This window comes from Sphingobacterium sp. 2149, assembly GCF_031455655.1.
Taxonomy (GTDB): Bacteria; Bacteroidota; Bacteroidia; order Sphingobacteriales; family Sphingobacteriaceae; genus Sphingobacterium.
The window spans coordinates 180,475-204,872 of record NZ_JAVDTD010000002.1 but is presented as its reverse complement, the minus strand read 5'-3'; the positions used below and the strand labels follow the sequence as shown (position 1 = coordinate 204,872).

Genomic DNA, 24,398 nt, shown 5'->3' with positions numbered 1-24,398 from the left:
GAAGGAGTTTTTGGACCATGATCAAAAACTCTTTCTTTATTTTATTGAACTATTAATCCTTGTCAATTCCAAACCATTTGGAATAAAGATACGTAGTTTGCATAAACAATGCCTCCTGAGGTGCATAGGGGAGGTAGCGAAAAAGGTTATTCCATAATCTCTTTAGTCCATTAGGATGACTCGATATAGCAGAAATTACTTTTCCATTACTATGACGATCATCATAATAGCCAAAATTCCCGCCATGCCATATTTCTTCCAACATCCAGTCAGCCTCTTTTCCTTCAAGTAATGGAAATGGCAGTGATGATTGGGGTAGGCCTAAATATTTTACCAAGAGGATATGAAGCAAATGTATCCAATTCAATATGCCGGATCGTTTATAGATTGTTTTCAAAGCATCAGTGTCTATAGCAGATATCGTTTGCGCATAGAGGCGTGCAGAATCACAAAGTTGTCGTAACCCCACGCCATAAAAAAGTAAATGTTTTAATATGTGAGCATTAATTTGAAATAATTGGAGCTCCGGAGCGAGAATCTTAATAGGAGTTTCATTTATAAAAATAATCTGTTGTTTGTCACGAAATGAAACCTGTAAATTTTTCAAGTACCTACTCTTAAGTGGGCTTGAAATATCAAAAAGGTCTTTGTGATGTTCGATTGATACATGATTTAGGAAATAATCCAAGCTGAATCCAGATTTGTCATTTATAGTGATTTCTTTCTCTTTTAAGAATTTACGGGCTTTGTCGTAGGTGTTATTTTCAAAATACCAGTCGATGTCTCCGCAGATCCGATGCTTTGGATTGTTGTAAAAATAGGCCACGCCTTGGCCTTTCATCAATAGGGGATGGATATCTTTCGCGGTAAACTCCTTATATTGGGAAGATAAAACACTATTCATTCGCTCATTTTCCCGCTCGATTTGATCAATTCGAACGGTCCATTTTAATAGTAAACTTTGGGGCGGAAGCTGATCCTCATTTAAATAATTGAAACTGTCGAAAATAATCCCCTCTATGGTATGTTTACTAGCATAGAATAAAATTTGTGACCAATCTTCCTTTGTCAATGGTTTTTTAAGAGACAAGGTTCCTTTTTGCCATAATCCAATACGTAAAAGCTGAAACAGAATCTCTCTAAGCAGTTTATCCATCGGTGTAAGTAAAGTTTAGTCTCAAATATAAAGATAATTGTAAAATGAATGCTTGTATAATACTGAATTTATGTTGAGCTAATATAGTTTTGCAAAACCTTTCGTATATTTAAAAACAAATTCATGTATTTAGTATAACATTTGCAATAAATGATTAACCTCTAAATTTAGAAAAGTAAAAAATAAAAAGTATGAAAACATGAATTTAGGCATAAATATTGATGTCGTGATGCCATTCGTTAGATAGCTATTTAAAATTGGCTGTTTTCCGTTGTTTAAAGGAAAATGTATATTTTTGTCCCGGGTGAAAAATCAATTTTGTAATTTAAAATAGAACATGCGATTATTTTTTAAGTATGGTTTTACATTAGCATTTTGTGTATTTATGCTAATGATGTTGAATTCCTGTGGATCACGCAGGAGTATGGTGTATTTTCAACCAGACTCGAGTCAAATTAATACCGTGTATGAGCAATACGTCCCAAAGATTCAACCCAATGACATCTTGACGATAGTAGTCACAGCAGCTGATCCAAAGGTGACTGCCCCATTTAATCCTTTAAGTACAATGATGTCAACGAATCTGACACAACAGACTGACTTAGCTCTTCGTCCAACATATACTGTAAATGAAAATGGAAACATTTCATTTCCCATTCTTGGAGAAGTTCACCTAGCTGGTATGACACGGACTGAAGCTATTGAAAAGTTACGTAATGACTTGGGGCAGTATATTAAGGACCCTGGGGTAAATATAAACTTCAATAATTTTAGAGTTTCAGTTTTAGGGGAAGTTGCAAGGCCGGGTTCATTTGTAATGCCTACTGAAAGAGTCACTGTTTTAGAAGCATTAGGCATGGCTGGCGATTTAACTATTCGCGGAGTGAGAGAGAATGTTTTGCTGATCCGTGAAGTTGATGGACAAAAGACTATGCATAGGTTAGATCTTACTCAACAGAAGACTTTAAGTTCACCCTATTATTATTTGGCTCAAAATGATGTAATATACGTTGAACCAAATAAAGCACAAATCAATAATTCTAAGCTAGGCAGTAATACAAATGTGATTATTTCTATTGCTGGACTACTAATTACTGTAATTTCAGTATTGACTCGTTAATCAAATTCATGGAACATAAAACTATACCTTCAAAAGAAAATCAAGAAGAAGATATTAATTTAAGACAGCTCTTCGAACAATATATGTACTATTGGAAATGGTTTATCATTTCAATAGTTGTTATGATTGGCTTGGCTGTAGTTTATTTGCGTTATGCTCAAAAGAGTTATAGCACAACTGCCAAAGTTCTATTGAAAGACGAAAAAAGTGCTTCTGCAGGTGAGCTTGCTGGAATAGCAGAGCTTTCTAGTAGTCTAGGTCTTGGAGGAACGAGAGCGGCTTTTGTCACAGATCAGATTGAGGTTCTTTCTTCAAGAAGATTAATGCGCAAAGTGGTTGATCAACACCATTTGAATATAATTTATGCCGTAAAAGGTAATATTCGAACATCTGAAGTGTTGGAGCGTGACATGCCATTTACTGTTGAACTTGAAGGAAATGCTGACAGTGCAAAAGTCAATATCCAAGTAACGTTGAAAGAAAATCTTAGTATTACTGATCTTATCTCTGGAAAGAAGTCAGCGGCTGGTTTTGACAAAGCCATCAAAGTTGGGAAAAGCACTCTTATTTTTAGAAAAAATGGAGGAAAGTCAATCTCTCCAGAAAACGAGTATGTAATTAAGATCGTACCTACGGATTGGGCTATTGATGAAAACTTAAGTGCTATCGCTATTGCACCAAGTAAAGAAATGCAATCTTATATAGTCAATTTTTCCATGGTATCAACCACCAGGAAAAAGGCAGAATTAATTATAAATACGCTGATCGACGTTTATAATGCAGATTTGACTAACGATAAAATGCGGATGACCAGAGCAACATCCGACTTTATCAATAAGCGTTTAATGCTGATCTCCAAAGATCTTTCTGGTGCCGACGAACAAGCTGCTGAGTTTAAATCAGCGAATTCGATGGTAGATATGGCGACAGAGGCAGGTGTCTTTTTAAACACGGCTTCTGATAACGATAAGAAGGTGTTAGAGTATCGTACGCAGTTACAGTTGGTAGATCACATGAATGATTACCTGAAAGGCCAAGAAGTGGGAAAATTGCTTCCTTCAAACATCGGTTTGCAAGATGCTTCCATTGCAGGATCTATTGAGGCTTATAACAAGTTGGTCTTGGAGCGTGACGATTTATTGAAGTCTGCGTCTGATCAGAACCCTACTGTTATAGCTTTAAATGAAAATATAGCAGAAAGTAGTAGCAATATTCGGAAATCACTCCAAAATTACCAGCGAGTAACCAAATTGGCCCTGAATAGTATTCAACAAAAAGCTAATGAAATAAAAGGCCGGATTAGCTCTATTCCTAATCAGGAGCAAGGTTTCAAAAAGATTTCAAGACAACAGCAAATAGTAGAATCATTATATTTGCTTTTATTACAAAAAAGGGAAGAAAGTGAAGTTAGGGCCGCTGCCACTCCAGATAATTTAAAAGTAATCGATGCCGCATATGAAAATGGTGTACCTGTAGCACCTAAAAAATCATTTATTCTTGTCGGTGCATTAGTATTAGGTTTTTTAATTCCATTCATAATTCTCTATCTGAAATTTTTGCTCGACAACAAAATTCACTCGCGTAAAGACATTGAAGATATTGTTAAAATTCCAGTTTTGGGGGAAATCCCTACGGCCGAAGATACAATTGTGCATCTAAATGACCGTTCGTCGCTGGCAGAAGCATTTCGGATTTTACGCACCAACATGAGCTTTATGTTCGGGGCTGAAAATAAAGATGCGTCTAAAGTTGTTTTCGTAACATCTACGATCTCTGGAGAAGGAAAATCATTTGTGACAACTAACCTTGCTCAAATTCTATCCATGTCTGGTAAAAAAGTGGTTTTGATCGGTGCCGATATTCGAAGCCCAAAAGTATTGGATTATTTGGGCCTGTCACACCTACAGCATACTAATGTGGGGATTACACAGTTTTTGATCAATCCGGAGATGGATGTTGATAATATTATTATTAAAAAGCCCGGAAACTATGATTTTGACGTGATTTATTCTGGCTATATCGCACCAAATCCGGCAGAATTATTAATGAATGGACACTTTGATGATGTGATCAAGTATGCGCGTGAGCAGTATGATTATGTATTGGTGGATACAGCGCCAGTGAGTTTGGTAACAGATACCTTATTAATTGCCCATAATGCTGACTTAACGTTGTATGTATCCCGAGTAGATTATCTAGACAAACGCCTACTTCAAGTGCCACGCGAACTATATGTAGATGGCAAATTGAAAAATCTTGCATCTGTCGTAAATGATGTCGACTTTGCGCGTGGTTATGGTTACGGTTACGGTTATGGCTATGGTTATGGCGACAAAGGGTCTAAAAAAACGGGCTTTGCAAAAGTTTGGCAAGGTTTGAAAGATCGCTTAAATATAAAATAATGGTCTATATAAACTAATTTTGGCCTTATTGTTGTTCAATCCCAAGTCGTAGAAATCGGCTTGGGATTTTTTATTTGATACTATTATAAAGGCTAGGCCGTTCTTATTAATATCTTAATACATTCAACCAAATGAAAAAACTTCTATTATTTAGTTTTATTGCTGTGTGTTGCCTTATATCCAGTTCTGTTTCTGCACAATTCTCCAAGCCAGTAAGCATTGGAGCAGGTGCTGGTGGAACAATCAATTTGACAGATTTAGGTAATGTAGAATCTAAATTCGCTTTTTATGGGGAATTGGACTATTTGATCACGCCATTTATTTCAGTCGGGCTGCATGGCGAGAAAGGAACTTTAGCAGGGAATGGTTACGAGAGCGATTTCAAAAATCGCTATTTTGCAGGTAACATCAACGGAAAAATCCGCGTGGGTCAATTTTTGGAAGGTGCAAAAAATTATAGCTATTACACCTTGCAGGCAAACACACTGTCTCGTATCCTTTCAAACGTGTATGTAGGCGCGGGAGCTGGATTGGTTAAAAACCGAATCTCAAGAAATATTTCAACGCTTTATGCCAATTATCTGGAGTCGGTAGGAGGAGAGATCAGCAAAGATGCAGGTGAAATTCATTTTGTGGTCCCATTAAATGTTGGGGTCGATATTCCTTTCGGACGTACATTATACGGACCGCAATGGGCAATTAATGTGAATTACCAGCATACATTGACATTTAACGATAACCTGGACGGCATAATAAATAAAAATAATGATCAATATGGATTTGTTTCTGTGGGAGTGAAATATGCATTGTTCAATCGTAAATAGGCCAGTTTAAATCTAAATAAAATAATAATGAACATACTAAAAAGTTATAACGGGAATCGTTTCCTCGCGCTTTTTTCTTTTGCTATATTAATAGGTTTTACAGCGTGCAAATCGAATACAGCGATTTATAAAGCGCCAAAAGTAAATGCTTTTAAAGGCGGAAAATTACCACCCCCTCCTGGAATGGTTTACATTCCGTCAGGAACCATTTTGTTCAAAGGATCGTTGGATAGCGGCAACGTGGGTAAAAATGTAAGTGTGAGCGCCTTTTTTATAGATGAAGCGGAAGTAACGAATAAACAATACCGTGAATTTGTTAACTGGGTGGCAGACTCGGTTGCTGTAACCGATTATCTAAAAGATGACCAATATTTTTTGGATATTGCAGGCGAACAGCTGGGACAAAAGCGGATCAACTGGGCGAAAGTAAAGAAGATATCCCCAATTTGGAAAAGTAACGATCCTGCTATCCAAGAGCGTATCGTTCCGATGCTTGAAATGCAGGGGAATAGACGAGCACTCAATCCAGAGATGATCAGATATCGTTTCTCTTACCTTCAATCGAAAGGGAATGTAAAAAAGAAATATGTAACGGATACTGTGGCCGTAATGCCGGTTGAAGATATTTGGACTAAAGATTTTCCGAATGCTCAACTAGCGTCCTTAGATGCAAATTACTTTACCCATCCCTCTTTTGATTATTATCCGGTAGTGGGGGTTACTTGGAGACAGGCGCGTGCATTTACGGACTGGCGCGCAAATGAGATGGCGGCTACCGTATTGAAAAATTCCTATCTTAATGGGTATCAGCTGAGCTTGAGCCTGCCAACAGAAGCGCAGTGGCAATATGCGGCATCGGGTAAGTTGGATCCGCAAGATACGATTGCGGGATCGCGCATGACGATTGATGGAACAGAGGGTAAAAAGAAATTGGCGGTCAATTTTAAACAGGGTGAGGGAACGTATTCGCGTGACGGTGCCACGTTTACGCTTCCGGTGAAATCGTATATGCCGAATGCATTTGGTGTGTATAATATGGCTGGTAACGTATCGGAGTGGACGCTAGATGCGTATAGCCCTTCGGCAGTTGTTTTTGTAAATGACTTAAATCCGGCGCTACTGTATGATGCTGATGAAAAGGATGGCGATGCTCTGAAACGTAAGGTGGTGCGCGGTGGATCTTGGAAAGATAACGGTGAACAGTTAAATAGTGAAACCCGAAACTACTCAGTAGATTATGAACCGCATTCTTACATTGGTTTCCGTTGTGTGATGTCGGCTTTTGAAATGCCAACCGTACAAAGTAAAACACGTAAATATTAATTCGCTGTTCTATATATAAATATCGATAACGATGAAAAAAGAAATAGTATTGATAGCGGCGATGGCTTTTGGAATTGGGTCATTGTTCGCGCAACAAGAAACCACAATAGATACTGTACCTGCGCAGCAGCGGATGTTGCAAACGGGTACCTCGACGCCTATCCCTGCAGGAGAGGTAATCCAAGACACCATTCCGCTAACGGATGGCTTTTACCAGGCCAATAGTATGGAAGATGCAGTACCGTTTGCGTACCCCGAGGTAAATAAAAAGAATATCCGGTTTTACAAGCGTGTATGGCGCGATATTGACCTTAAGGATGAAAAGAATAATCTATTGGCCGTACCGGGCAACTCATTGATTGAAGTGATTATGAAAGCCATTGAAAAAGGAAAATTATCCCTCTACAGTCCGGATGATGATTCGTTTAAAGGGCGGTTAAGTGCTCAAGAAGGGATGGCTCGCTTTGCAGATAGCGTGCTGGTTCCAATTTTTGATGGCGAGGGTAATCAGATTGATTCGAAAATGGCGCTGAATGAATTTGATCCTGCGCGCGTAACCAAATTTAGAATAAAGGAAGATATTTTCTTTGATAAACAACGCAGCCGTTTGGAGACACGCATCATTGGAGTAGCGCCCTTAATGAATATCACTACTTCAGCAGAATTAGCAGAATCTGTGGGGGCAACGCCGGCATTCTGGTTGTATTTCCCGCAATTGCGTTATAGTTTGATACAGGTCGATATTTCTGATCCGGATAAGGGTCTGTATGATATGACCATGGACGATTTCTTTGTACAGAACAAATTTGCAAGTACAATCGTGAGGGAATCATCGCCTGGTATGTTGCAAAATCTGAAAGATACGGAAAATGGGGGCCAGCAGCTGGACGGTAAAAAAGTGGAGGAGAAGCTGGATGCCTATAAGAAAAGACTGTGGAGCAATCCGAAAGGTGTAAAGGCGGAGGAGCTTGAAGGAAATAAGGCTGAAGGAAAAACAACAGAAGAGAAACTGTAAATATAAAAAGGTTCTTTGGGGATGCCTCTCTTTACAAAAGATGAGGCATCCCTATTTTAGGGTCCTATAGGGTCCTTTTTAATCAATTATTCATAGTTTGTTAACGGGAAAGGACATATAGTGGCATATGTTTTGTTATTTTATGCTGCTATTTATCCTATAAATTTTCAAATACAAACAAATAAAATAATCGTGTATTATAACGTTCATCGTGTAGTATACAAAGTGATATTTAAAACAACAAACAAACAGAAAGATCAAATCGTCATGCTAAGAAATGAAATGTATTCCAAGAAGCCAATTTTAGTCATCTTGGCTGCCGGGATGGCCAGCCGCTATGGTTCGGCAAAACAGGTAGAGTGCTTTGGCCCCTTTGGTGAAAAAATTATCGATTATTCAATTTATGATGCGATAAAGGCTGGCTTTGGGAAAGTCGTTTTTGTGATTCGGGAGGAATTTTTGGAGGTGATGAAAACGAATGTAGGGGATAAGCTCCCAGACTCCGTTGAAGTTGCTTACGCCTATCAGGATTTTGACTTAAAAAAATTTGGTGTGGATCGCGTTGTCGAACGTCAAAAACCTTGGGGAACAGGTCATGCTGTAATGAGTGCCGAGCAAGAAGTGGATAGGCCGTTCTGTGTGATCAACGCTGATGATTTTTACGGCTATGATGCCTTTCAGAAAATGGCTACTTTTTTACAGCATCAAGCGAATGATACGGAAATGGCATTAGTTGGATTTGAGGTTGGAAATACCCTCTCAGACTTTGGGTATGTGTCTAGGGGTGTCTGTGAAGTAAATGCTACGAATCATTTACAAAGTGTTACGGAGAGAACGAACATTTATCGAAAAGATGAGGCTATTGTCTACGCGCAAGAAGAGGAAGAAACTGTATTACCCGACAATACACGGGTTTCGATGAATTTTTGGGGATTTACGCCTAAAATATTTGAAATTGCACGTGCCTTATTTCCTGACTTTGTGGAGCAAAATCATGATAACCCGAAGGCGGAATTCTTTATTCCTGATTTGCCAGATTATATGGTGAAGCAAGGTATCGCGAACTTTTCTGTGCTTCCAACCGATGCAAAGTGGTTTGGTGTGACGTATAAGGAAGATAAGGATCAGGTGCAACAAAGTATCCATCAATTAATTGAGCGCGGTGATTATCCGCAACGCTTATGGCCGGAGAAGAAGGTTGTCGATGAAAGTATTTATTTAGACTTTTAATACAAAATGGTAGCGTCTCTGGTTCTAGTTTTGCATCGGAGACGCTTTTTTAATCACTATCTTTTCCTAGAAACTTGGAATATGCTTGAACGAAGGGAAATGCGATAGCTTCCTGTGGAGCATATTTAAGATACCTTTTAAAATTTACCCAAAGACGTTTACCAGAATCTGGTCGATAGAAAAACTTTGATTTTTCCCCTTGCTTAAATCTTTCATCATTGAACCCAAAATTTCCGGAGTGCCATACTTCATCTAGCATCCAATCGACACGGATGTCTTTGGGATAAGGAAATGGAATGGCAGTTTGTGGAAGCCCAATATATTCGACAAGCAATTTATGAAGCAAGTGAGTCCACTTGAGCATCCCGGTTTTCTTATAAATCGCATACAATGCCTGACCATCAATACTGGGAAGCACACTATAATATAATCTCGCGGAATCGCAAAACTGACGCAAGCTAATCCCATAAGTAATCAAATGTTTTAAAATATGGATATTAACCTGAAGTATTTGAAGCTCTGGAGCCAGCACACGAACATTTACGTTGTTTATCATAACTATTTGCTGTCGATCTCTATATAGAGATAAAAGTTTCTTTAGATAACTGCTTTTTAATGGACTTCTAAAATCAAATGTTTTCTTGTGATGCTCAACGTGAATACTTTTCCAATAGTAATGAAGACTGAAGCCTGCTGTATCCTCAAAATCAGGATGATTTTCCTTGAGGTAATTTCTTGCTTTACTATAATCATCTTCTTCAAAACACCAATCAATATCACCACTGATCCGATGCGTAGGAATGCGGTAATAGGATGCGACACCCTGTCCTTTTTGTAAAATTGGGCGGATACCATTTTGCGTAAACAACGAAAACTGTTCGGCAATCACTGCATTCATCTTTGCATTATGACGTTCGATCTTGTCCACACGGACAGCCCATTTTAAACGTAAAGAAGCTGGTGGTAATTGATCTTCGTTTAAAAATGCGAAACTGTCATAGATAATTCCTTCAACCGTGTGATTATTCGCATATTTTAGGATAGTATTCCAATCCTCATCGGACAATAGTTGGGTGAGGGAAAGTTTCCCTTCTCCCCAAAGACCGATCCGTAATAATTGAAAAAAAATATCCTTTAGTTGATTGTCCATTTGGTTTTATAAATAGAGGTTATTCCAAATATAATAATTTATAGGCTATACTTAATGAATTACTAGTAATAATTAAAAGCAATTTAAAGCTACTAAATCTCGAATTAGCGAGATCTAGATTGACAAAATCTTTTCATAAAACATCACTTTTATTTTGGTACATTTACGCAAACTTGAACCTCGGAAGGGAATTTTAATAGATTTTAAATGAGTAATTTATGGAGGGAGGGCTTGTCCATTAACAAGCCACGTTGGGTTATTCTTTTAATAGATATGATCATAGTAGTGGTGTCCTTTCTTGCCAGCTATGTGCTCATCTTCAAACACAGGGGTGGCGTTGAGCCTGATGCGCTGCGCATACAACTCATTTTGGTCTCTACCATTTATCTGATCTGCTTTCTTGCGCTCGGAACATTTAAGGGGGTTATACATAAAACCGGCCTCCGAGAATTACAACGGATGGTATTTGCGATCGGACTGGGCTATTTTTCTTCTGTCCTTGTATGCAAGCTGTTAGAGTGGACGCAGCCTTCTTTCTTGCATGAAGCCTTTCCTTTTTCTGATACCCAGCTGCTTTTTCATGCACTGATAGCGGGATTCGGAATGACGTTTAGCCGCGTGCTTTACCGGGCATTGTACCATGAGCTGATGTGGGGAGGTAAAGATAATCGTATTCCCGTAATCCTTTTTGGCGCCGGAAATATGGGCAATACCACCTTTCACTTTATCCATACAACATCACGTACCAAATACCGTATTGTGGCCATTATGGACGATAATCCGCATCGCATTGGCAGCCGTATCCAAGGATTTAGAATCCACGATATCAATAAATTGAATAAGGAATTTGTCAATCGGCATGGAAATGCAGCTGAGCTTATTGTTGCGATAGACAATAGAGCGCCTGAAAGATTAAATAAGGTATTTAAACTGGCTGAGCCGATTCCTTTGGTTGTTAAGATTATACCAGACACGGCTCGTCTGTTGGCTGGCGAAGTAGCGACAAGACAAATACGTAGTCTGCGCATCGAAGATCTACTGGGGCGAAAAGCCATTGATCTGAACAACCCGTCCATTGCGGCAGAGATGAAGGATCAAATTGTATTGGTAACGGGCGGTGCGGGTTCAATTGGTGGTGAACTGGTGCGACAGCTTGCACATACGGATCTCAAACAGCTGATCGTGGTGGACCAGGCAGAATCTGCGCTGTATGATATTCAGCAGGAACTGAGCGCGTCGGCAAATTTTGATCGGTGCCTGTTTATGGTAGGTAATGTCAGGGATGCGCTATTTATGGAAACTTTGTTCCAGGTTTACGGACCGACTTACGTCTTTCATGCTGCAGCATATAAGCATGTTCCGCTGATGGAGGCCAATCCTTACGAATCAATTTTAACGAATGTATGGGGGTCTTATAATGTGGCACAATTGGCGGACAAGTATGGGGTATCTAAATTTGTGATGGTGTCTACGGATAAAGCCGTGAATCCGACAAATGTGATGGGAGCAACAAAACGTGTCGCTGAAATTGCGATATCCACCGTCAATAGCAACTCCAAAACGAACTTTATCGTGACACGCTTTGGCAATGTATTGGGGTCTAATGGTTCGGTCATCCCGCTATTTGAAAAGCAGATGCTCAAAGGAGGGCCACTCACCATTACCGATCCAAATATTACCCGCTATTTTATGACCATACCCGAAGCTTGTCAATTGGTACAGGAAGCTGCAGTAATGGGTAAAGGTGGGGAAATATTTGTTTTTGATATGGGTGAGCCGGTCAAGATCATAGATCTCGCCAAACAGATGATTCGTTTAAAGGGCTACAACTACCCTGAAGATATTGATATTAAGTTCGTCGGTCTGCGCCCGGGAGAGAAAATTTTTGAGGAGCTGCTGGCGAATGGCGAAAACACCGAGAAGACCTATCACGAGAAGATCATGATCGCAAAGGTGAATACACCCGATTTGGATGTGCAAAAGGCGAGAGTAGAGCAATTGTGTGCGCTGGCAAAAACCGCCGATCCGAATACTGATAAAATGAAATTGGTGCAGCTGGTGAAAGATATCGTGCCGGAATACCGTTCTCAGAATTCTGTTTTTGAAACGCTGGACAAATAGCCATTCCGAAAAGGAATGGCTTTAATGCGACAAATTTCAGCTATAACAGCATTTAGTGCAGCTGGTATTTAAACAGTATCTTTTTTGTATAGTTCCTCATAGAGTTGTATAATCTTCGTCTGAATTTGCTTGATTTCTTCTTCACGTTGTCGTATTTTTTAAAATTTCAGCACACTCATCTCTTTCGTTTGCGGTACCTGTGTTATGTTGAGCTAATAACTGTGCAGTTGTCAAATTAAATACGCTTGCAATCTGGTGTAAATGAGAGAGCGTAATCGTGGTAAAGCCTGTTTCGATCTTTGAAACAGCGGGATTAGATAAGTTCAATTTTTTGGCAAATTTTACTTGTTCCCAGCCTTGCTGTATCCGAAGTAATCTAATTGTCTTCCCTATGTTTTTCATGAAAAAAATAATTTATCGTTAACTTATAAAAAATAGCTTTGACGCTGTACAGCTCAAAAAGCAATACCTCTGACGCTGATCGGAAAAACCGCAAGCAAATAGCTAGAAAATATAGGTTGGCATCCAATTATAGCCCGCTATTAGGTCAGGATGTTCATTCCAATCGAGATGAGGATGATAATATACGAAAGTCCTAAATAATACATGCTTATAACCAAATCCGTAACGATAGGGAACTTTGTGCGCCTTTAAAATGCCGTCAACAACGATCTTTCTTAAAATGGAGTTAATCCGTTCAGCTGTAATTTCGAAACTATATTCCTTCGAAAAGTCCGCAGCCATTTGATAAATTGTCCGTGGCCGGAAGAAATAATTGGTTTTTGTAGCGACAAATAAGACAAATTCATTTTCTTTTTTAAACTGCTCTCGTTTCTTTTTATTAATACTATTTTTCTTTTCAAGCTTCTTTTTCATATGTTTAGGAACTGCGCGTTTTAAATTGGAAATAAATACCTCAATTTGCTCACAGCCTTGTTTAGCCACCACCTTTTTGGGTTTGACATAAATCGTGTGCATAGTAACCACGAACCAGGTATCGTCGATAGGACACTCCGGATCCGGATCTGGATGAGCAAGTACGGTAATTTATAATCTAAGAATAATTTTAAAGATAGTTATAATAACTGAGAGTTATTATATGCTTGATTATTTATTTTGTTAACCAGTATTCTTTTTAATACCATCTTCCTTTTTGAGACCAAAGAGTACTTAATTTAGGCGTTATGATTAGCGTTTAGTTCTTAGTGCAATCTCAATCCTTTCTATGGCATTATTAGCATGTATGTGGCTAAGGAAGCAACACAAAGTAGTAAGATTGAAGGTACACAAACTAATATAGAAGATGCTTTTTTAGATAAAGAAGATTTAGTAGTTGAACGTAGAGACGATTGGGTAGAAGTTCATTATTATATTGATGCAATGAACCAAGCAATGGTTGAAGTTTTTTCTGGTAGGCATCATAGAAACTGCAAAGAATGGAATTGCAACATTTGATGCAATTCTCAAATTAAAAAAAGAATTCAGAAAGGAAAGCGGGAAGAAGCTATTGCCATTGCACTGGAGTTTAAGAAAATGGGTTTACCTATTGCTGATATTGCTAAAGGAACCGGGCTTTCGATCGAAGAAATCGAAAAACTGTAATCAAATACTTTTAAAGTTTATAGATATTTATTTTGAGCCATTTCCGGAAGGGAGTGGCTTTTCATTTTAAAGATCAACAATAATCCTCTTTTACCGATTATAAAGGGAAGCCAATTTTAAATACTAACTATATTATGAATGATTACATCTAGCGGTTCATGTTATTGAAAATAGCTAAAATAATGCTAACTATATTAGTATTTTGTGTTGATAATTCCTATCTTTGTGCTGTTAACCAGTTGATAAATAATTATGAGTCCAAGAAGAAGGCGTATAGATGATCCCTTGTGGAAATCTATTTTGGAGCAAACATTTTCGCATTTTCTACGATTTATTTTTCCGGATGCAGATGCTGTTTTTGATTTGAATAGACCCTTTGATTATCTTGACAAAGAGTTTGAGCAATTATTCCCTCCGGAAAGTAACGGTAAGGGAGTTCGTTATGTCGATAAGCTCGTCAAAGTCTATTTAAATGATGGGAGCGAACAGTTTGTGCTCTGCCATGTGGAGATACAGAGCAGCAAAGGAAATGGTGATTTGGCCGAGCGCATGTTTCGTTATTTTTATAGAATATGGGATCGTTATAAAGTTCCTATTACGGCTATAGCTATTCTGGCCGATGAAAATGGACGCTATCGGCCGGAGGTATATAGGCAAGAATTTATGGGCACGTCATTGCGCTATGATTTTAACAGTTACAAGATCATGGATCAGCAAGAGTCGGTATTGCGATCAAATAAGAATCCATTTTCTGTAATTGTTCTTACTGCTCTTTTGGCTATCAAGAACAAGAAAATAAGCGACGAAGGCCTGAAAGCGATTAAACACGATCTTTATGATGAAATGATAAACCGGGAGATGGATAAGGATACGCGACAAGGGTTATATGATTTCCTAACTTACTACGTAAGTTTTGATAATGAGGAAGTTTTGGGTATATTTGAAAAAGAAATAGAAACAAAAATAGGAAGGAGCGATACTATGGGCACTCAAGAATATTTATTAGATAAAGCTGAAAAAAAGGGAATTCAAAAAGGCATTGAAAAAGGTCTTAAAACTGGCATTGAAAAAGGTCTTAAGACTGGCATTGAAAAAGGAAAGCGGGAAGAAGCTATTGCCATTGCACTGGAGTTTAAGAAAATGGGTTTACCTATTGGTGATATTGCTAAAGGAACCGGTCTTTCTATCGAAGAGATCGAAAAGCTGTAATCAAATACTTTTAAAGTTTATAGATATTTATTTTAAGCCATTTCCGAAAGGGAGTGGCTTTTTTCATTTTAAACTGCGGAGTCTTAAAAAAGCTCTCCTTTCCTCAAGGGATGTGAGAGGAGTGTCCTTTAAAACTAAATATATTATGAGAAAATCTTATCACTTATAATAAAGCCTCCAAATGTAACTCAGGAGGCTTAGCTAGAAGTTGGTTATACTTTAACCGGCAAGACTAATTTAAGGATAAATATGTAAAAATCAAAGCTTGTAAAGGCTTTTCTGCTTAATATGTAATATCAGAGACAGCGTTTACTTGGAAGAAATAATGCCAATCATTGGGCGTGGGCCATCGCCGTAAAAGTAATTGAAAAGTTTATTAGCCTTGAGTCTAGCTGGAATACTTAGCTGAAAGGCTTTGAAAGCAATGTTGTTAAAATTATTTTTATATTTTTTGGAATATATTGCTTTGTTAGTATATTTGTTTCGTTATACCCTCGCACGCCTCTGTCTCAAGCGCATCTTGCGAGGTTTTTTTTTGCCTAATTTTATGAAATACACCAAGAAAGCTTGTACTATAGATGAGCATTTAAAGATATTAATTGATCGTGGATTAACTATTGATGATACCGATAGAGCAAAAAGGTATTTGGGAAGCGTTAGTTATTATCGTCTAAGCGGCTATATGTTCCATCTTCAAGATAAGGGCAACGCATCGAAATTTTATGAAGGAACTACATTTAGTGATATTATAAATTTATATACTTTCGACAAAAAGCTAAGATGCATATTCCTGGAGTATTTGGAACGCGTTGAAGTGTGTCTAAGAACACGCATACTTAATGCATATTCTGAACTCAAGGGTTTTTACTGGTCCGTGCATCCGGGGAATTTTCTGGATAGAAAAGATTTGAGAGATGATGGAAGTGAAGTTTTAACCTATCATTCCTATGTTTTAGAGTCAGTAATTACGGATTTTGAGAAGCCAAAAGAGCAATTTTTGAAAGCATTTAAGTTAAAATATACGGATGAAACTTACCCTCCTGAAAATATGTATTTTGAAACATTATCATTTGGTAAGTTAATTAAATTATATACTTGTCTTAAAAATGACAATACTAAAAATTCGATTGCTACAGCATTTAAACTACCCTCTGGGAAAACCCTTGTTAATTGGTTACTTTTTCTGAACGATGTACGCAATGTTTGTGCTCATCATTCTAGATTATGGAATAGAAAATTTACTGCAAACAAATTGATTTTTCCTTCACGGAGGGATCATAAGATCGATGGTGAGATTCCTGAAGCCTCTAATAGTAATATTTATGGTGCCATAATAGCTATAAATCAATTATTGTTGACTTTTAATCCTCATAATTCTTTTGTTGATAAACTTGAAACTCTTATTGAATCGCATGCAATGGATGAAAGAAATTTAGGTTTTCCTCCAAATTGGAAGGATCAGGCTCCTTGGCGGATAAAAAAATAAAGCCTCCAGACGTAGGTGAGGAGGCTTAGCTAGAAGTTGGTTTTACTTAAACCGGCATACCTAATTTAGTAATAAATAATTTAATATCAAAAGGTTTTGAAATTATCTAAGTTATTTTTCTTTGTTAGGATCTATTAGTTCCAGCTTTAACAACAATTCTTTGTTTTCCCCATACAAATATTCGAAAAGTAAGCTAGGTGATATGTTGAATGATTTGGCTAGAGCATATACTTCATCAGCATATATTTCTTGAACCTCTCCATTTTGAAGTCTACTAAACCTAGATTTCTCTATTCCTGATGCTCGAGAGATATGATTGTTTGAATTTGCATAAATCATAATAAATGCTTGTAATTTAGTCTTGGCTGTTGAAAAATCAATCACTAAATTAAATTTATTATCTTTAAATACGTTATTGCAGAGGCTTTCAATCTCTATATTAACAATTTGTGCGACTGTATAAAAGGCTCGCCCCGTAACAAATTTTCGATCACCTATTATTGAATCAATGCGACCCTTAACATTCGATAGTTCATTATTTTTATTTTCTTCTATTAGAATCCTTTCTAATTTATTTTTAAAATCTGTGGAATCGAGATGTTCAGTCATTATGATTTTTGTTGTTTAAAAAGTGCAACGTTTGTTGTTGTTTTTGTTTTTGTTTTGTATCTTTGTTTAGATCAATAAAATGATTGAGTCTTGTCATCGAAAACGACCAAAATTCAGAAGCACAAGACGTAGGGTTTCCTGATCCCCTCATTTTTTGTATTTTTACAAAAAAGGGGAAGGTCCCCTATTGGAAACTGTGCTATGGTGCTTGGTCGTGCCACGATGACGGTGGAAAATAGTGGGCCTTCCTCTTCTATATTTTAGAGATTGAACTCTACACCCCACGAGACTCTTGTTGATAACCCAACTATTAAATTATGAGACAAAAAGAGTCATTAACCACAACAAAATCACGGCAGATCAAGGATCAGCTTCGGCAACATGCAGTAATCCTGCTTATCAAGAACAAATACTCTCCACCAGAGTAGTATCAAAGAGCTTAAAACCAACAACACGCAATACCTATAGTATTAAAATGCTCATTAAGAAAGGCCCAAAAAGCCGTTCTTATTGGCACAATGTTGTTGATTTTGCCGACCTAATTTTTTCAAGATCAATGCACGACAATTGCCTGATCCTCCATTCTATTAAACTCGCACTTTAAAAGTACGGAATTCGCAAGTCAGATGCAAAGTTTTAGAAAAAATAGATATAGATTTTCTATAACAAAGGTCGGTTTTTCATTTTTCCAACGGATGCGGTATCGTCTCTATCAAATCACGTGTAATTGTCCTGCACCGCATCTGAAGACCTATTAATAGTTCTATTTATTTATCGGAGTGGCTCAGGTCAGACCCTGGGATGAAATTGCTGATTCCGATCGGACAGGAATACCTCGGCCTTAAACCACTCCATTAACTCTTGAAAAATGAAATATTTTTTTAGGGCAGGAGAGATCTTGCCTAATTCTGGGCTAATCACGGGAATAGCATTTTGCTTGTCGGCTATCACAACCGCATTATTTATTATAAAGGCTAAATTGATATGGAAAAAGTAAATATCCCTTTGTTGCCGATCGAGATTGCATTCTACGAACTTAATGATAAAGGGTATGATCCTCTCGACGTTATAAATGAGTTTTGGGCAAGCTACCATATCAATATGTGCCATGATAATATAGAGGATGTGATGCAGGGGTTTTTACAGAACACAGAGGTGTTCAATGTATTTGAGAAAAGCAAAAAGTATGCTTTTTTTCTGGATATGTTACGTTTGTTAATCGCTTATTTTCAAGTTCATTATCATAAAATAAAGATTGATGACCACAAGTTTTCTCTTTTTAAAATTCCTGAAGAACAGGAAAAGGAAATGGGAATAAGAAATATCATCTATGATTTTTTCGATAGAATATCTCAACAACCTTAACGACTATATTATGAAAAATAGAATTTTACAGATTTCCCTGTTTGATAGGGAAATATTCAGATTTACAATAAAAGTATTGATTTTATTGATACTATTTTTAGTTTCTATGTTTAGTTTATCTGCTCAGACGCCCCGCAAGGACAGCGGGGCCAATGGGTCTGATACCGTGGAGCCGGTGCTCGTCGGAAATAAATTACCTCAAGATTTCTGGTCCCGAAAAGTGAAAATCTATAATCAAGGGGATACAGCATCCTTAGAACTATCTAAGTACAAAGGCAAATCTTTTATTCTTGACTTTTGGTCTACTACCTGTGGCGCCTGTATAGCTGCTTTTCCAGACTTAGTCGAGCTACAAAAGCAGTTCGGGAATGAATTAAATATTTTGTTAGTAAACTCCTACGGTGAAAAAGATACTTATCAACGGATACATAATATGCCTAATGATATCCTTCGAACAAATGACCTTACCTCAATATACGCTGATGATTATTTAATTAAGCTGTTTCCGCACGATGTATACCCATTTTATGTTTGGGTAGATGCCAATGAAAGAATAGCGGCAATAACACTAAAAAGATTGATTGGTCGGGCATCTGTTAACTCCTTTCTAAAAAATTATTATCGCTATGACACGAATAATTAGCTCCATCTTGGCAACTCTTTGTTGCTTTACTTTATTTGCTCAGGGTAGGTACAGTGGGAAGGTTATCGACCAGAAGATGCATCCAATTGCTGATGCGAATATTAAATTGGTGGGTTCTACATCAATTTATCGAACGGATTCATTGGGTAAGTTTGAAATAAGCAGTATAGTTACTCCACTTACGGTCTCCGTCTCAGCAATCGGCTTTGAAACCCAAAAGGTCAGCTGGAATAGTTATAGTGCAAACTTGATAATTTCGATGCAGACTAAAGAAAATAAACTGAATGAAGTTCAGGTGAACACGGGATATCAAATTATGCCGAAAGAACGGTCCACGGGTAGCTTCGGAGTGGTATCGAATAAAGACTTCAATAAAATCCCGAGCAGAGGGATCTTGGACCGTATAGAAGGTAAAGTTTCCGGACTGCAGTTTGATAGAAGGAGCGGAAAATCGGTGTTAAATATACGGGGGATAAACACCTTTTCTGAAATAGCGGCTCAGCCCCTCATCGTGGTCGATAATTTCCCTTACGATGGTACGTTGGACGATCTTAATCCTAATGATGTGGAATCTGTCTCCGTATTGAAGGATGCGGCAGCTTCCAGTATATGGGGATCTCGAGCAGGAAATGGAGTGATCGTCGTGACCACCAAAAAGGGAAAGGTGGGCGGTAAGCCTACTATCAATTTCACAACAACAACAATGGTCAGCAGCAAGCCTGACCTATTCTATAACAAAGTGATCAATAGTAAGGATTTTATCGATGTGGAGCGTTTTCTCTTTGATAATAAGTATTACGATGATGCATACAATAGCGCCTACAATCAGACGACGATATTTTCGCCTGTTGTGGATATGTTGTATGCCAATAAGGGGGGGCGCTTGTCGGATATTGATCTGAATACGCGATTGACAGCGCTAGAAGGTAACGATTATCGAAATGACCTGATGAAATATGTTTATCAAGCTACGGTCAATCAGCAGTACTTTTTGGATATTTCCACAAGTAATGCAACCAATAGAAACCGCTATTCGGTTGGCTATGATCGTGGTAAAGGTGATACGAAAGGGGCAAATAATGACCGGTTAACCTTGCGGGCCGTAAACAGCTGGCAATTGGGGCAAAAGTTATCCATAGAGAACACGCTTTCCCTGATCAATGGTCGAGACCGAATTTTCTCTTCAACGCCACGTTATCCTATGGTGCCCGGTGGTGGAAGAAATACGTTATACCCTTATGCTTCATTGGCTGATGCGGAAGAAAACTTCCTGTCGATTCCGAGATTTTATAATTCATCTTTTCTCGAAAAGGCAAATGCTGACGGTCTATTGGACTGGAACTACCGACCTTTAGCGGATCGGGATAAGTCGACTTACAAGGCCTGGAATAGGCATCTTTATTTAAATTTTAACTTGCATTATGACATCCTCCCGTTCTTAAAGGCCGATTTGATATATGGTTATGAGCATAGTAATACCAAATCAGAATCGCTTTCGGGAGAGAATTCTTTTGAGGTGCGGGATTTGATCAATAAGTATACGCGAATTGTCAATGGGGCAAAGTTGTACGATTTTCCATTTGGAGCTATATTGCGCAATACTGACAATGAGATGCAATCGCATCGTGGAAGGGTACAAGTGAGCTTTAACAAGTCTTTTGGGGGCGACCATGTTTTGAATGCACTGATCGGTACAGAGCTTTATACCAGAAATGCCGACCAGCGCTCTTCGGGATCTTATGGTTACAATGCCGAAGTTCTCAGCCGCAAAAGCATGGATTATAATACTATCTATCAGCTCTACGGTGGGCTCGGCTACGGGTTTGTGACGCCCTTGGATTCGTATGCAGGAACATTGTCGAGAACCGTTTCCATATATTTTAATGGCTTATACGAATATAAGGGGAAATATGGGCTTTATTTTTCTGCGCGAAAGGATGCCGCGAATTCCTTCGGGACGAATGTCAACAGCCAGTGGAATCCACTATGGTCGGCAGGACTTTCTTGGCAGATAGCAAAGGAAAAATTTATGAAAGAGACCGATTGGATAGATCATCTTAAAATGCGGTCAACCTTCGGTTACGGTGGTGTACAACCTTATGGGGCACTCAATAAAACTGTGATCGGCTACGTCGGTAATTCAAATTACAGCAATTTGCCTTATGCTCTGATTGGAAGCCCGCCAAACCCGGGACTCAAATGGGAAACGGTACGTACCTTAAATTTCGGAATGGACTTTTCAATCTATGGTGGAAAATTAATGGCTAATCTAGATTATTATCGGAAGAAGTCTTTTGACCTGCTTTCTGATGATCCCTTAGATCCGACTTCGGGTTATTCGCTGTTGACAAAAAATGTAGGTCAAATAGCAACGCATGGCATTGATTTAACGCTCGCATCAAGCGGTAGGTTCGGAAAAGGTTATTGGCAATCTTCCATTAATTTTTCCTATAGCAAAAATAAAGTGACTGATTATAGAGGGACAATCGGAGCGACAAACCTGTATCTGGATGGTGGGAGGACGCTTATGCCGTTATTGGGTAAATCTCTGTACCCAGTTTTCTCTTATAAATCCGCTGGGCTGGATCCCGTCAATGGCGATCCGAGGGGATATAAAAATAGCGAAATATCGAAAGATTATCAGGCGCTGACGACAGATTCACTGCAATACCTAAATTATCATGGCACTGCCTTACCTCCAATATACGGAGCATGGAATAATACCATAGGTTATGGCAAGTTTTACCTAGATTTTAGTCTACTCTTTAAACTTGGCCACTATTTTAAGAAGAAATCCATTGTCTATGGTAGTCTATTTGACTCCTGGGATGGGCATGCTGATTTTGCTAAAAGATGGCAGCAACCGGGGGACGAATTGGCGACAGCAGTTCCATCGATGCAATACCCCAACGATAGTTATCGCGATCTTTTTTATCAGCATTCTTCCAATAATATCGTCAAAGGTGATCTCATTAGGATGCAAAATATTAGACTCGGCTACAACTTTGGCCTAAACGACAAAAAGATCAAAGGCCAACTTTACATTGGAGCAAATAACGTGGGATTGATCTGGCGAAAAAATAAGGAAAATCTCGATCCTGATTATTTGGATTTGCCTGCTCCGCGCGTAATTTCAGTTGGTGGGAATATTAATTTTTAATACTTGTGTCATGAAACAATATATTTACAAACTACTCATAGTAAGCCTATTTTGTATGGCTTCCTGTACTAAATTTCTAGAGGATAAAACAAATAAAACAAGCACAGTGCCATCCACATTGGAGGATATGCAGGCACTTCTTGATGCAGGTAATCAGCTCAATTTGGGGAGTTACCCTTTTTTGCTCGAAGCTTGTACAGATGATTTTTTCGTTTCGGATGCGGGTTACAATAGGCTTTACAATTTTGAACAACAGGTGTATACATTTCAAAATCCGGCGCTCTATGGAACAATTGAAAACATGGTTGTGTGGCGCAACGCGTATAAGGCTATTGCTGTAACAAATACGGTGCTGGATGGACTTCCTGATATTAAAATTTTGAAAGGACTTGATCCTTCTAACATCAAAGGACAGGCGCTTTTTCATCGGGCATTGATGCATTTTACTCTTTTGCAGCTATATGCTGCGCCTTTTGATCAGAAAGGTGATAATAATGGGGCTGGCATACCGCTCAAGTTGACTGCTGATATCAATGACAAAACCAAGCGGTCAACAGTTGGGGAATGTTATGGTTCGGTTATTGAAGATTTGGAACAAGCGAGTGACTTGCTGCCACATGAACTGGGTATACTGACAAGACCCAACCGGATTTCAGCCTTTGCTGCACTTTCACGCGTGTATTTGGCGATGGAAGATTATGTGCAAGCAAAAAATTATGCGGATAAGGTATTGGGCAGTTATAAGACTTTGATGGATCTCAATACAATGAATGTCGATGCAGCTTATCCTTATCCAGCGATGAATGCTGAAACGTTATTTTTTGCATACTCAAACGGCTCGACCATGTTTATTGGGAGTCGAGGGTCGTACTTGACAATGGATTTACTTCAACTATATGAAGCGCATGACTTGCGACTTCGGGCAAACTATAAAAAAGGAACAGATGGCTTCTCTACATTTAAAGGGCAGTATATGGGAACGGGGGCAGGGCTCTTTTTTGTAGGTATGACGACTTCTGAAGTATTATTAAATGCCGCTGAATGTAACGCACGATTGGGAAATGTTACCAGCGCATTGGAACAGTTAAATTATCTGTTGCAAAATCGGATTGAGAAGCAATTCTTTGTGCCTGTAACAGAAACTAACTCAGAAGCTTTGTTGAAAATAATAATTAGGGAGCGGCGTAAAGAGTTGGTTCGTAGAGGGCTAAGGTGGTCGGATTTGAGACGGTTGAATAAAGACGAACGTTTTAAAAAGGAAATTGTCCGTGAGGTGACCGTTGACGGTAATACTGAACAATTCAAACTCTTGCCCAATAGCAGCGGTTACATTTTTAATATTCCAGCTGAGGTTAAAAATATGACCAATATGGAATAATCGTAAGAAAATAGCGAAGGATAGTTCCCTCGCTAATTTCTTTGAGCTATAGCTTGAATTAAAACGGCCTGAAATCAGTGACAGTTTCATTCGGTGTTTTACTACTGTTGGCAGTGCTGATGCGAAGGGCGATCGTTGTTGGGGTCGATGATCCCGGCGGGGTAACCAGCGCCGTCATATCGGGTTGTGATGGATTTGATGGATTTGCAGGTGCATTGATCTGGCAGATGGTCTCGCTTAGTGTTCCGCATTCATCACTTGGTCCCAGGCTGTATTTGCTGGGATCCGTAGGAGAGTCTGAGGATGTGCCATGGTATGACCACACCTGATTCGCCGCTACTGTATTTACTTCTTTCTCTCCTTTAACTTCTTTTTCACTTTTAATACTTTGCGCATTCGCGCTGAATGAAATTCCTAACGCCATCACACCAATACTCATGGTGCTGATGAATCTTTTTACTAATGTTCTCATGTTTTTGTTTTTATATGGTTATACTTTTGCTTATCCTTATTATCCTCCTGGATCGGCCGTGGAGTTGTTTTCTGTTGTCTTATACCAAAGTTACTGCAGTGATCAGCTTAAGATGTATGACTTTTGGGGCGCT

General features: G+C 38.5%; 20 protein-coding genes. 14 read left to right on the top strand and 6 right to left on the bottom strand.

Annotated features, from left to right (window positions below):
- Positions 1-52: 52 nt before the first annotated feature.
- The gene (locus J2X77_RS03135) at positions 53-1,156 is read right to left on the bottom strand and encodes a nucleotidyltransferase family protein (RefSeq protein ID WP_310078967.1); all 1,104 of its coding nucleotides are present in this window, start codon (positions 1,154-1,156) and stop codon (positions 53-55) included.
- Positions 1,157-1,493: 337 nt separating this feature from the next.
- Between J2X77_RS03135 and J2X77_RS03130 the strand changes: the two genes are divergently transcribed.
- The 6 genes from J2X77_RS03130 to J2X77_RS03105 all read left to right on the top strand — a co-directional run bounded on the left by J2X77_RS03130 (position 1,494) and on the right by J2X77_RS03105 (position 9,070).
- A complete protein-coding gene (locus J2X77_RS03130; protein ID WP_310078965.1) occupies positions 1,494-2,276 on the top strand; it encodes a polysaccharide biosynthesis/export family protein in 783 nt (260 codons plus the stop codon).
- A gap of 8 nt (positions 2,277-2,284) precedes the next feature.
- On the top strand, positions 2,285-4,678 hold the full coding sequence (locus tag J2X77_RS03125; protein ID WP_310078963.1) for a polysaccharide biosynthesis tyrosine autokinase: 2,394 nt from the start codon (positions 2,285-2,287) through the stop codon (positions 4,676-4,678).
- A gap of 131 nt (positions 4,679-4,809) precedes the next feature.
- Positions 4,810-5,502: an outer membrane beta-barrel protein gene (locus tag J2X77_RS03120; protein WP_310078962.1), complete on the top strand. Its 693-nt coding sequence runs from the start codon at positions 4,810-4,812 to the stop codon at positions 5,500-5,502.
- 27 nt (positions 5,503-5,529) lie between these two features.
- On the top strand, positions 5,530-6,825 hold the full coding sequence (locus J2X77_RS03115) for an SUMF1/EgtB/PvdO family nonheme iron enzyme (RefSeq protein ID WP_310078960.1): 1,296 nt from the start codon (positions 5,530-5,532) through the stop codon (positions 6,823-6,825).
- A gap of 31 nt (positions 6,826-6,856) precedes the next feature.
- The gene (gene gldN, locus J2X77_RS03110) at positions 6,857-7,840 is read left to right on the top strand and encodes a gliding motility protein GldN (RefSeq protein WP_310078959.1); all 984 of its coding nucleotides are present in this window, start codon (positions 6,857-6,859) and stop codon (positions 7,838-7,840) included.
- 267 nt (positions 7,841-8,107) lie between these two features.
- Positions 8,108-9,070 (top strand): sugar phosphate nucleotidyltransferase, encoded by a 963-nt coding sequence (locus J2X77_RS03105; RefSeq protein WP_310078957.1) that lies wholly within the window; start codon positions 8,108-8,110, stop codon positions 9,068-9,070.
- A 49-nt stretch (positions 9,071-9,119) separates the two neighbouring features.
- On the opposite strand, the gene J2X77_RS03100 is transcribed toward J2X77_RS03105, so the two are convergent.
- Positions 9,120-10,220 carry a nucleotidyltransferase family protein gene (locus J2X77_RS03100; protein ID WP_310078955.1) on the bottom strand — a complete coding sequence of 367 codons (1,101 nt, stop codon included), beginning with the start codon at positions 10,218-10,220 and terminating at the stop codon, positions 9,120-9,122.
- Positions 10,221-10,427: 207 nt separating this feature from the next.
- Between J2X77_RS03100 and J2X77_RS03095 the strand changes: the two genes are divergently transcribed.
- Positions 10,428-12,341, top strand: coding sequence for a nucleoside-diphosphate sugar epimerase/dehydratase (locus J2X77_RS03095; RefSeq protein WP_310078953.1), 1,914 nt, complete (start codon positions 10,428-10,430; stop codon positions 12,339-12,341).
- Between the two features lie 141 nt (positions 12,342-12,482).
- Here J2X77_RS03095 and J2X77_RS03090 read toward each other — a convergent pair whose 3' ends face one another.
- Both J2X77_RS03090 and J2X77_RS03085 read right to left on the bottom strand, forming a co-directional pair.
- On the bottom strand, positions 12,483-12,743 hold the full coding sequence (locus J2X77_RS03090) for a helix-turn-helix transcriptional regulator (RefSeq protein ID WP_310078951.1): 261 nt from the start codon (positions 12,741-12,743) through the stop codon (positions 12,483-12,485).
- A gap of 102 nt (positions 12,744-12,845) precedes the next feature.
- Positions 12,846-13,217, bottom strand: coding sequence for a hypothetical protein (locus tag J2X77_RS03085; RefSeq protein ID WP_310078950.1), 372 nt, complete (start codon positions 13,215-13,217; stop codon positions 12,846-12,848).
- Between the two features lie 363 nt (positions 13,218-13,580).
- On the opposite strand from J2X77_RS03085, the gene J2X77_RS03080 reads away from it, so the two are divergent.
- The 3 genes from J2X77_RS03080 (at position 13,581) to J2X77_RS03070 (ending at position 16,638) form a co-directional block, all read left to right on the top strand.
- Positions 13,581-13,796: a Fic/DOC family N-terminal domain-containing protein gene (locus J2X77_RS03080; RefSeq protein ID WP_307184246.1), complete on the top strand. Its 216-nt coding sequence runs from the start codon at positions 13,581-13,583 to the stop codon at positions 13,794-13,796.
- 399 nt (positions 13,797-14,195) lie between these two features.
- The gene (locus tag J2X77_RS03075; protein ID WP_310078947.1) at positions 14,196-15,152 is read left to right on the top strand and encodes a hypothetical protein; all 957 of its coding nucleotides are present in this window, start codon (positions 14,196-14,198) and stop codon (positions 15,150-15,152) included.
- 547 nt (positions 15,153-15,699) lie between these two features.
- A complete protein-coding gene (locus J2X77_RS03070) occupies positions 15,700-16,638 on the top strand; it encodes an Abi family protein (protein ID WP_310078945.1) in 939 nt (312 codons plus the stop codon).
- Between the two features lie 111 nt (positions 16,639-16,749).
- Here the strand turns inward: J2X77_RS03070 and J2X77_RS03065 are convergent, their stop codons facing one another.
- Positions 16,750-17,247 (bottom strand): helix-turn-helix transcriptional regulator, encoded by a 498-nt coding sequence (locus tag J2X77_RS03065; protein WP_310078943.1) that lies wholly within the window; start codon positions 17,245-17,247, stop codon positions 16,750-16,752.
- Positions 17,248-18,231: 984 nt separating this feature from the next.
- Between J2X77_RS03065 and J2X77_RS03060 the strand changes: the two genes are divergently transcribed.
- Genes J2X77_RS03060 through J2X77_RS03045 form a run of 4 tightly spaced genes read left to right on the top strand, consistent with a single transcriptional unit; the run spans position 18,232 to position 23,793 of the window.
- Complete coding sequence (locus J2X77_RS03060; RefSeq protein WP_310078942.1) at positions 18,232-18,612, top strand: hypothetical protein; 381 nt, start codon at positions 18,232-18,234, stop codon at positions 18,610-18,612.
- A gap of 10 nt (positions 18,613-18,622) precedes the next feature.
- Positions 18,623-19,255, top strand: a complete 633-nt coding sequence (locus J2X77_RS03055; protein WP_310078940.1) for a TlpA disulfide reductase family protein — start codon at positions 18,623-18,625, stop codon at positions 19,253-19,255.
- Positions 19,239-22,415, top strand: coding sequence for a SusC/RagA family TonB-linked outer membrane protein (locus J2X77_RS03050; protein ID WP_310078938.1), 3,177 nt, complete (start codon positions 19,239-19,241; stop codon positions 22,413-22,415). Before J2X77_RS03055 ends, J2X77_RS03050 begins: the two co-directional genes overlap by 17 nt.
- Positions 22,416-22,425: 10 nt before the next feature.
- Positions 22,426-23,793 carry a RagB/SusD family nutrient uptake outer membrane protein gene (locus tag J2X77_RS03045; RefSeq protein WP_209579319.1) on the top strand — a complete coding sequence of 456 codons (1,368 nt, stop codon included), beginning with the start codon at positions 22,426-22,428 and terminating at the stop codon, positions 23,791-23,793.
- Positions 23,794-23,851: 58 nt separating this feature from the next.
- On the opposite strand, the gene J2X77_RS03040 is transcribed toward J2X77_RS03045, so the two are convergent.
- Complete coding sequence (locus J2X77_RS03040; protein WP_310078936.1) at positions 23,852-24,217, bottom strand: hypothetical protein; 366 nt, start codon at positions 24,215-24,217, stop codon at positions 23,852-23,854.
- Between the last annotated feature and the right edge of the window lie 181 nt (positions 24,218-24,398).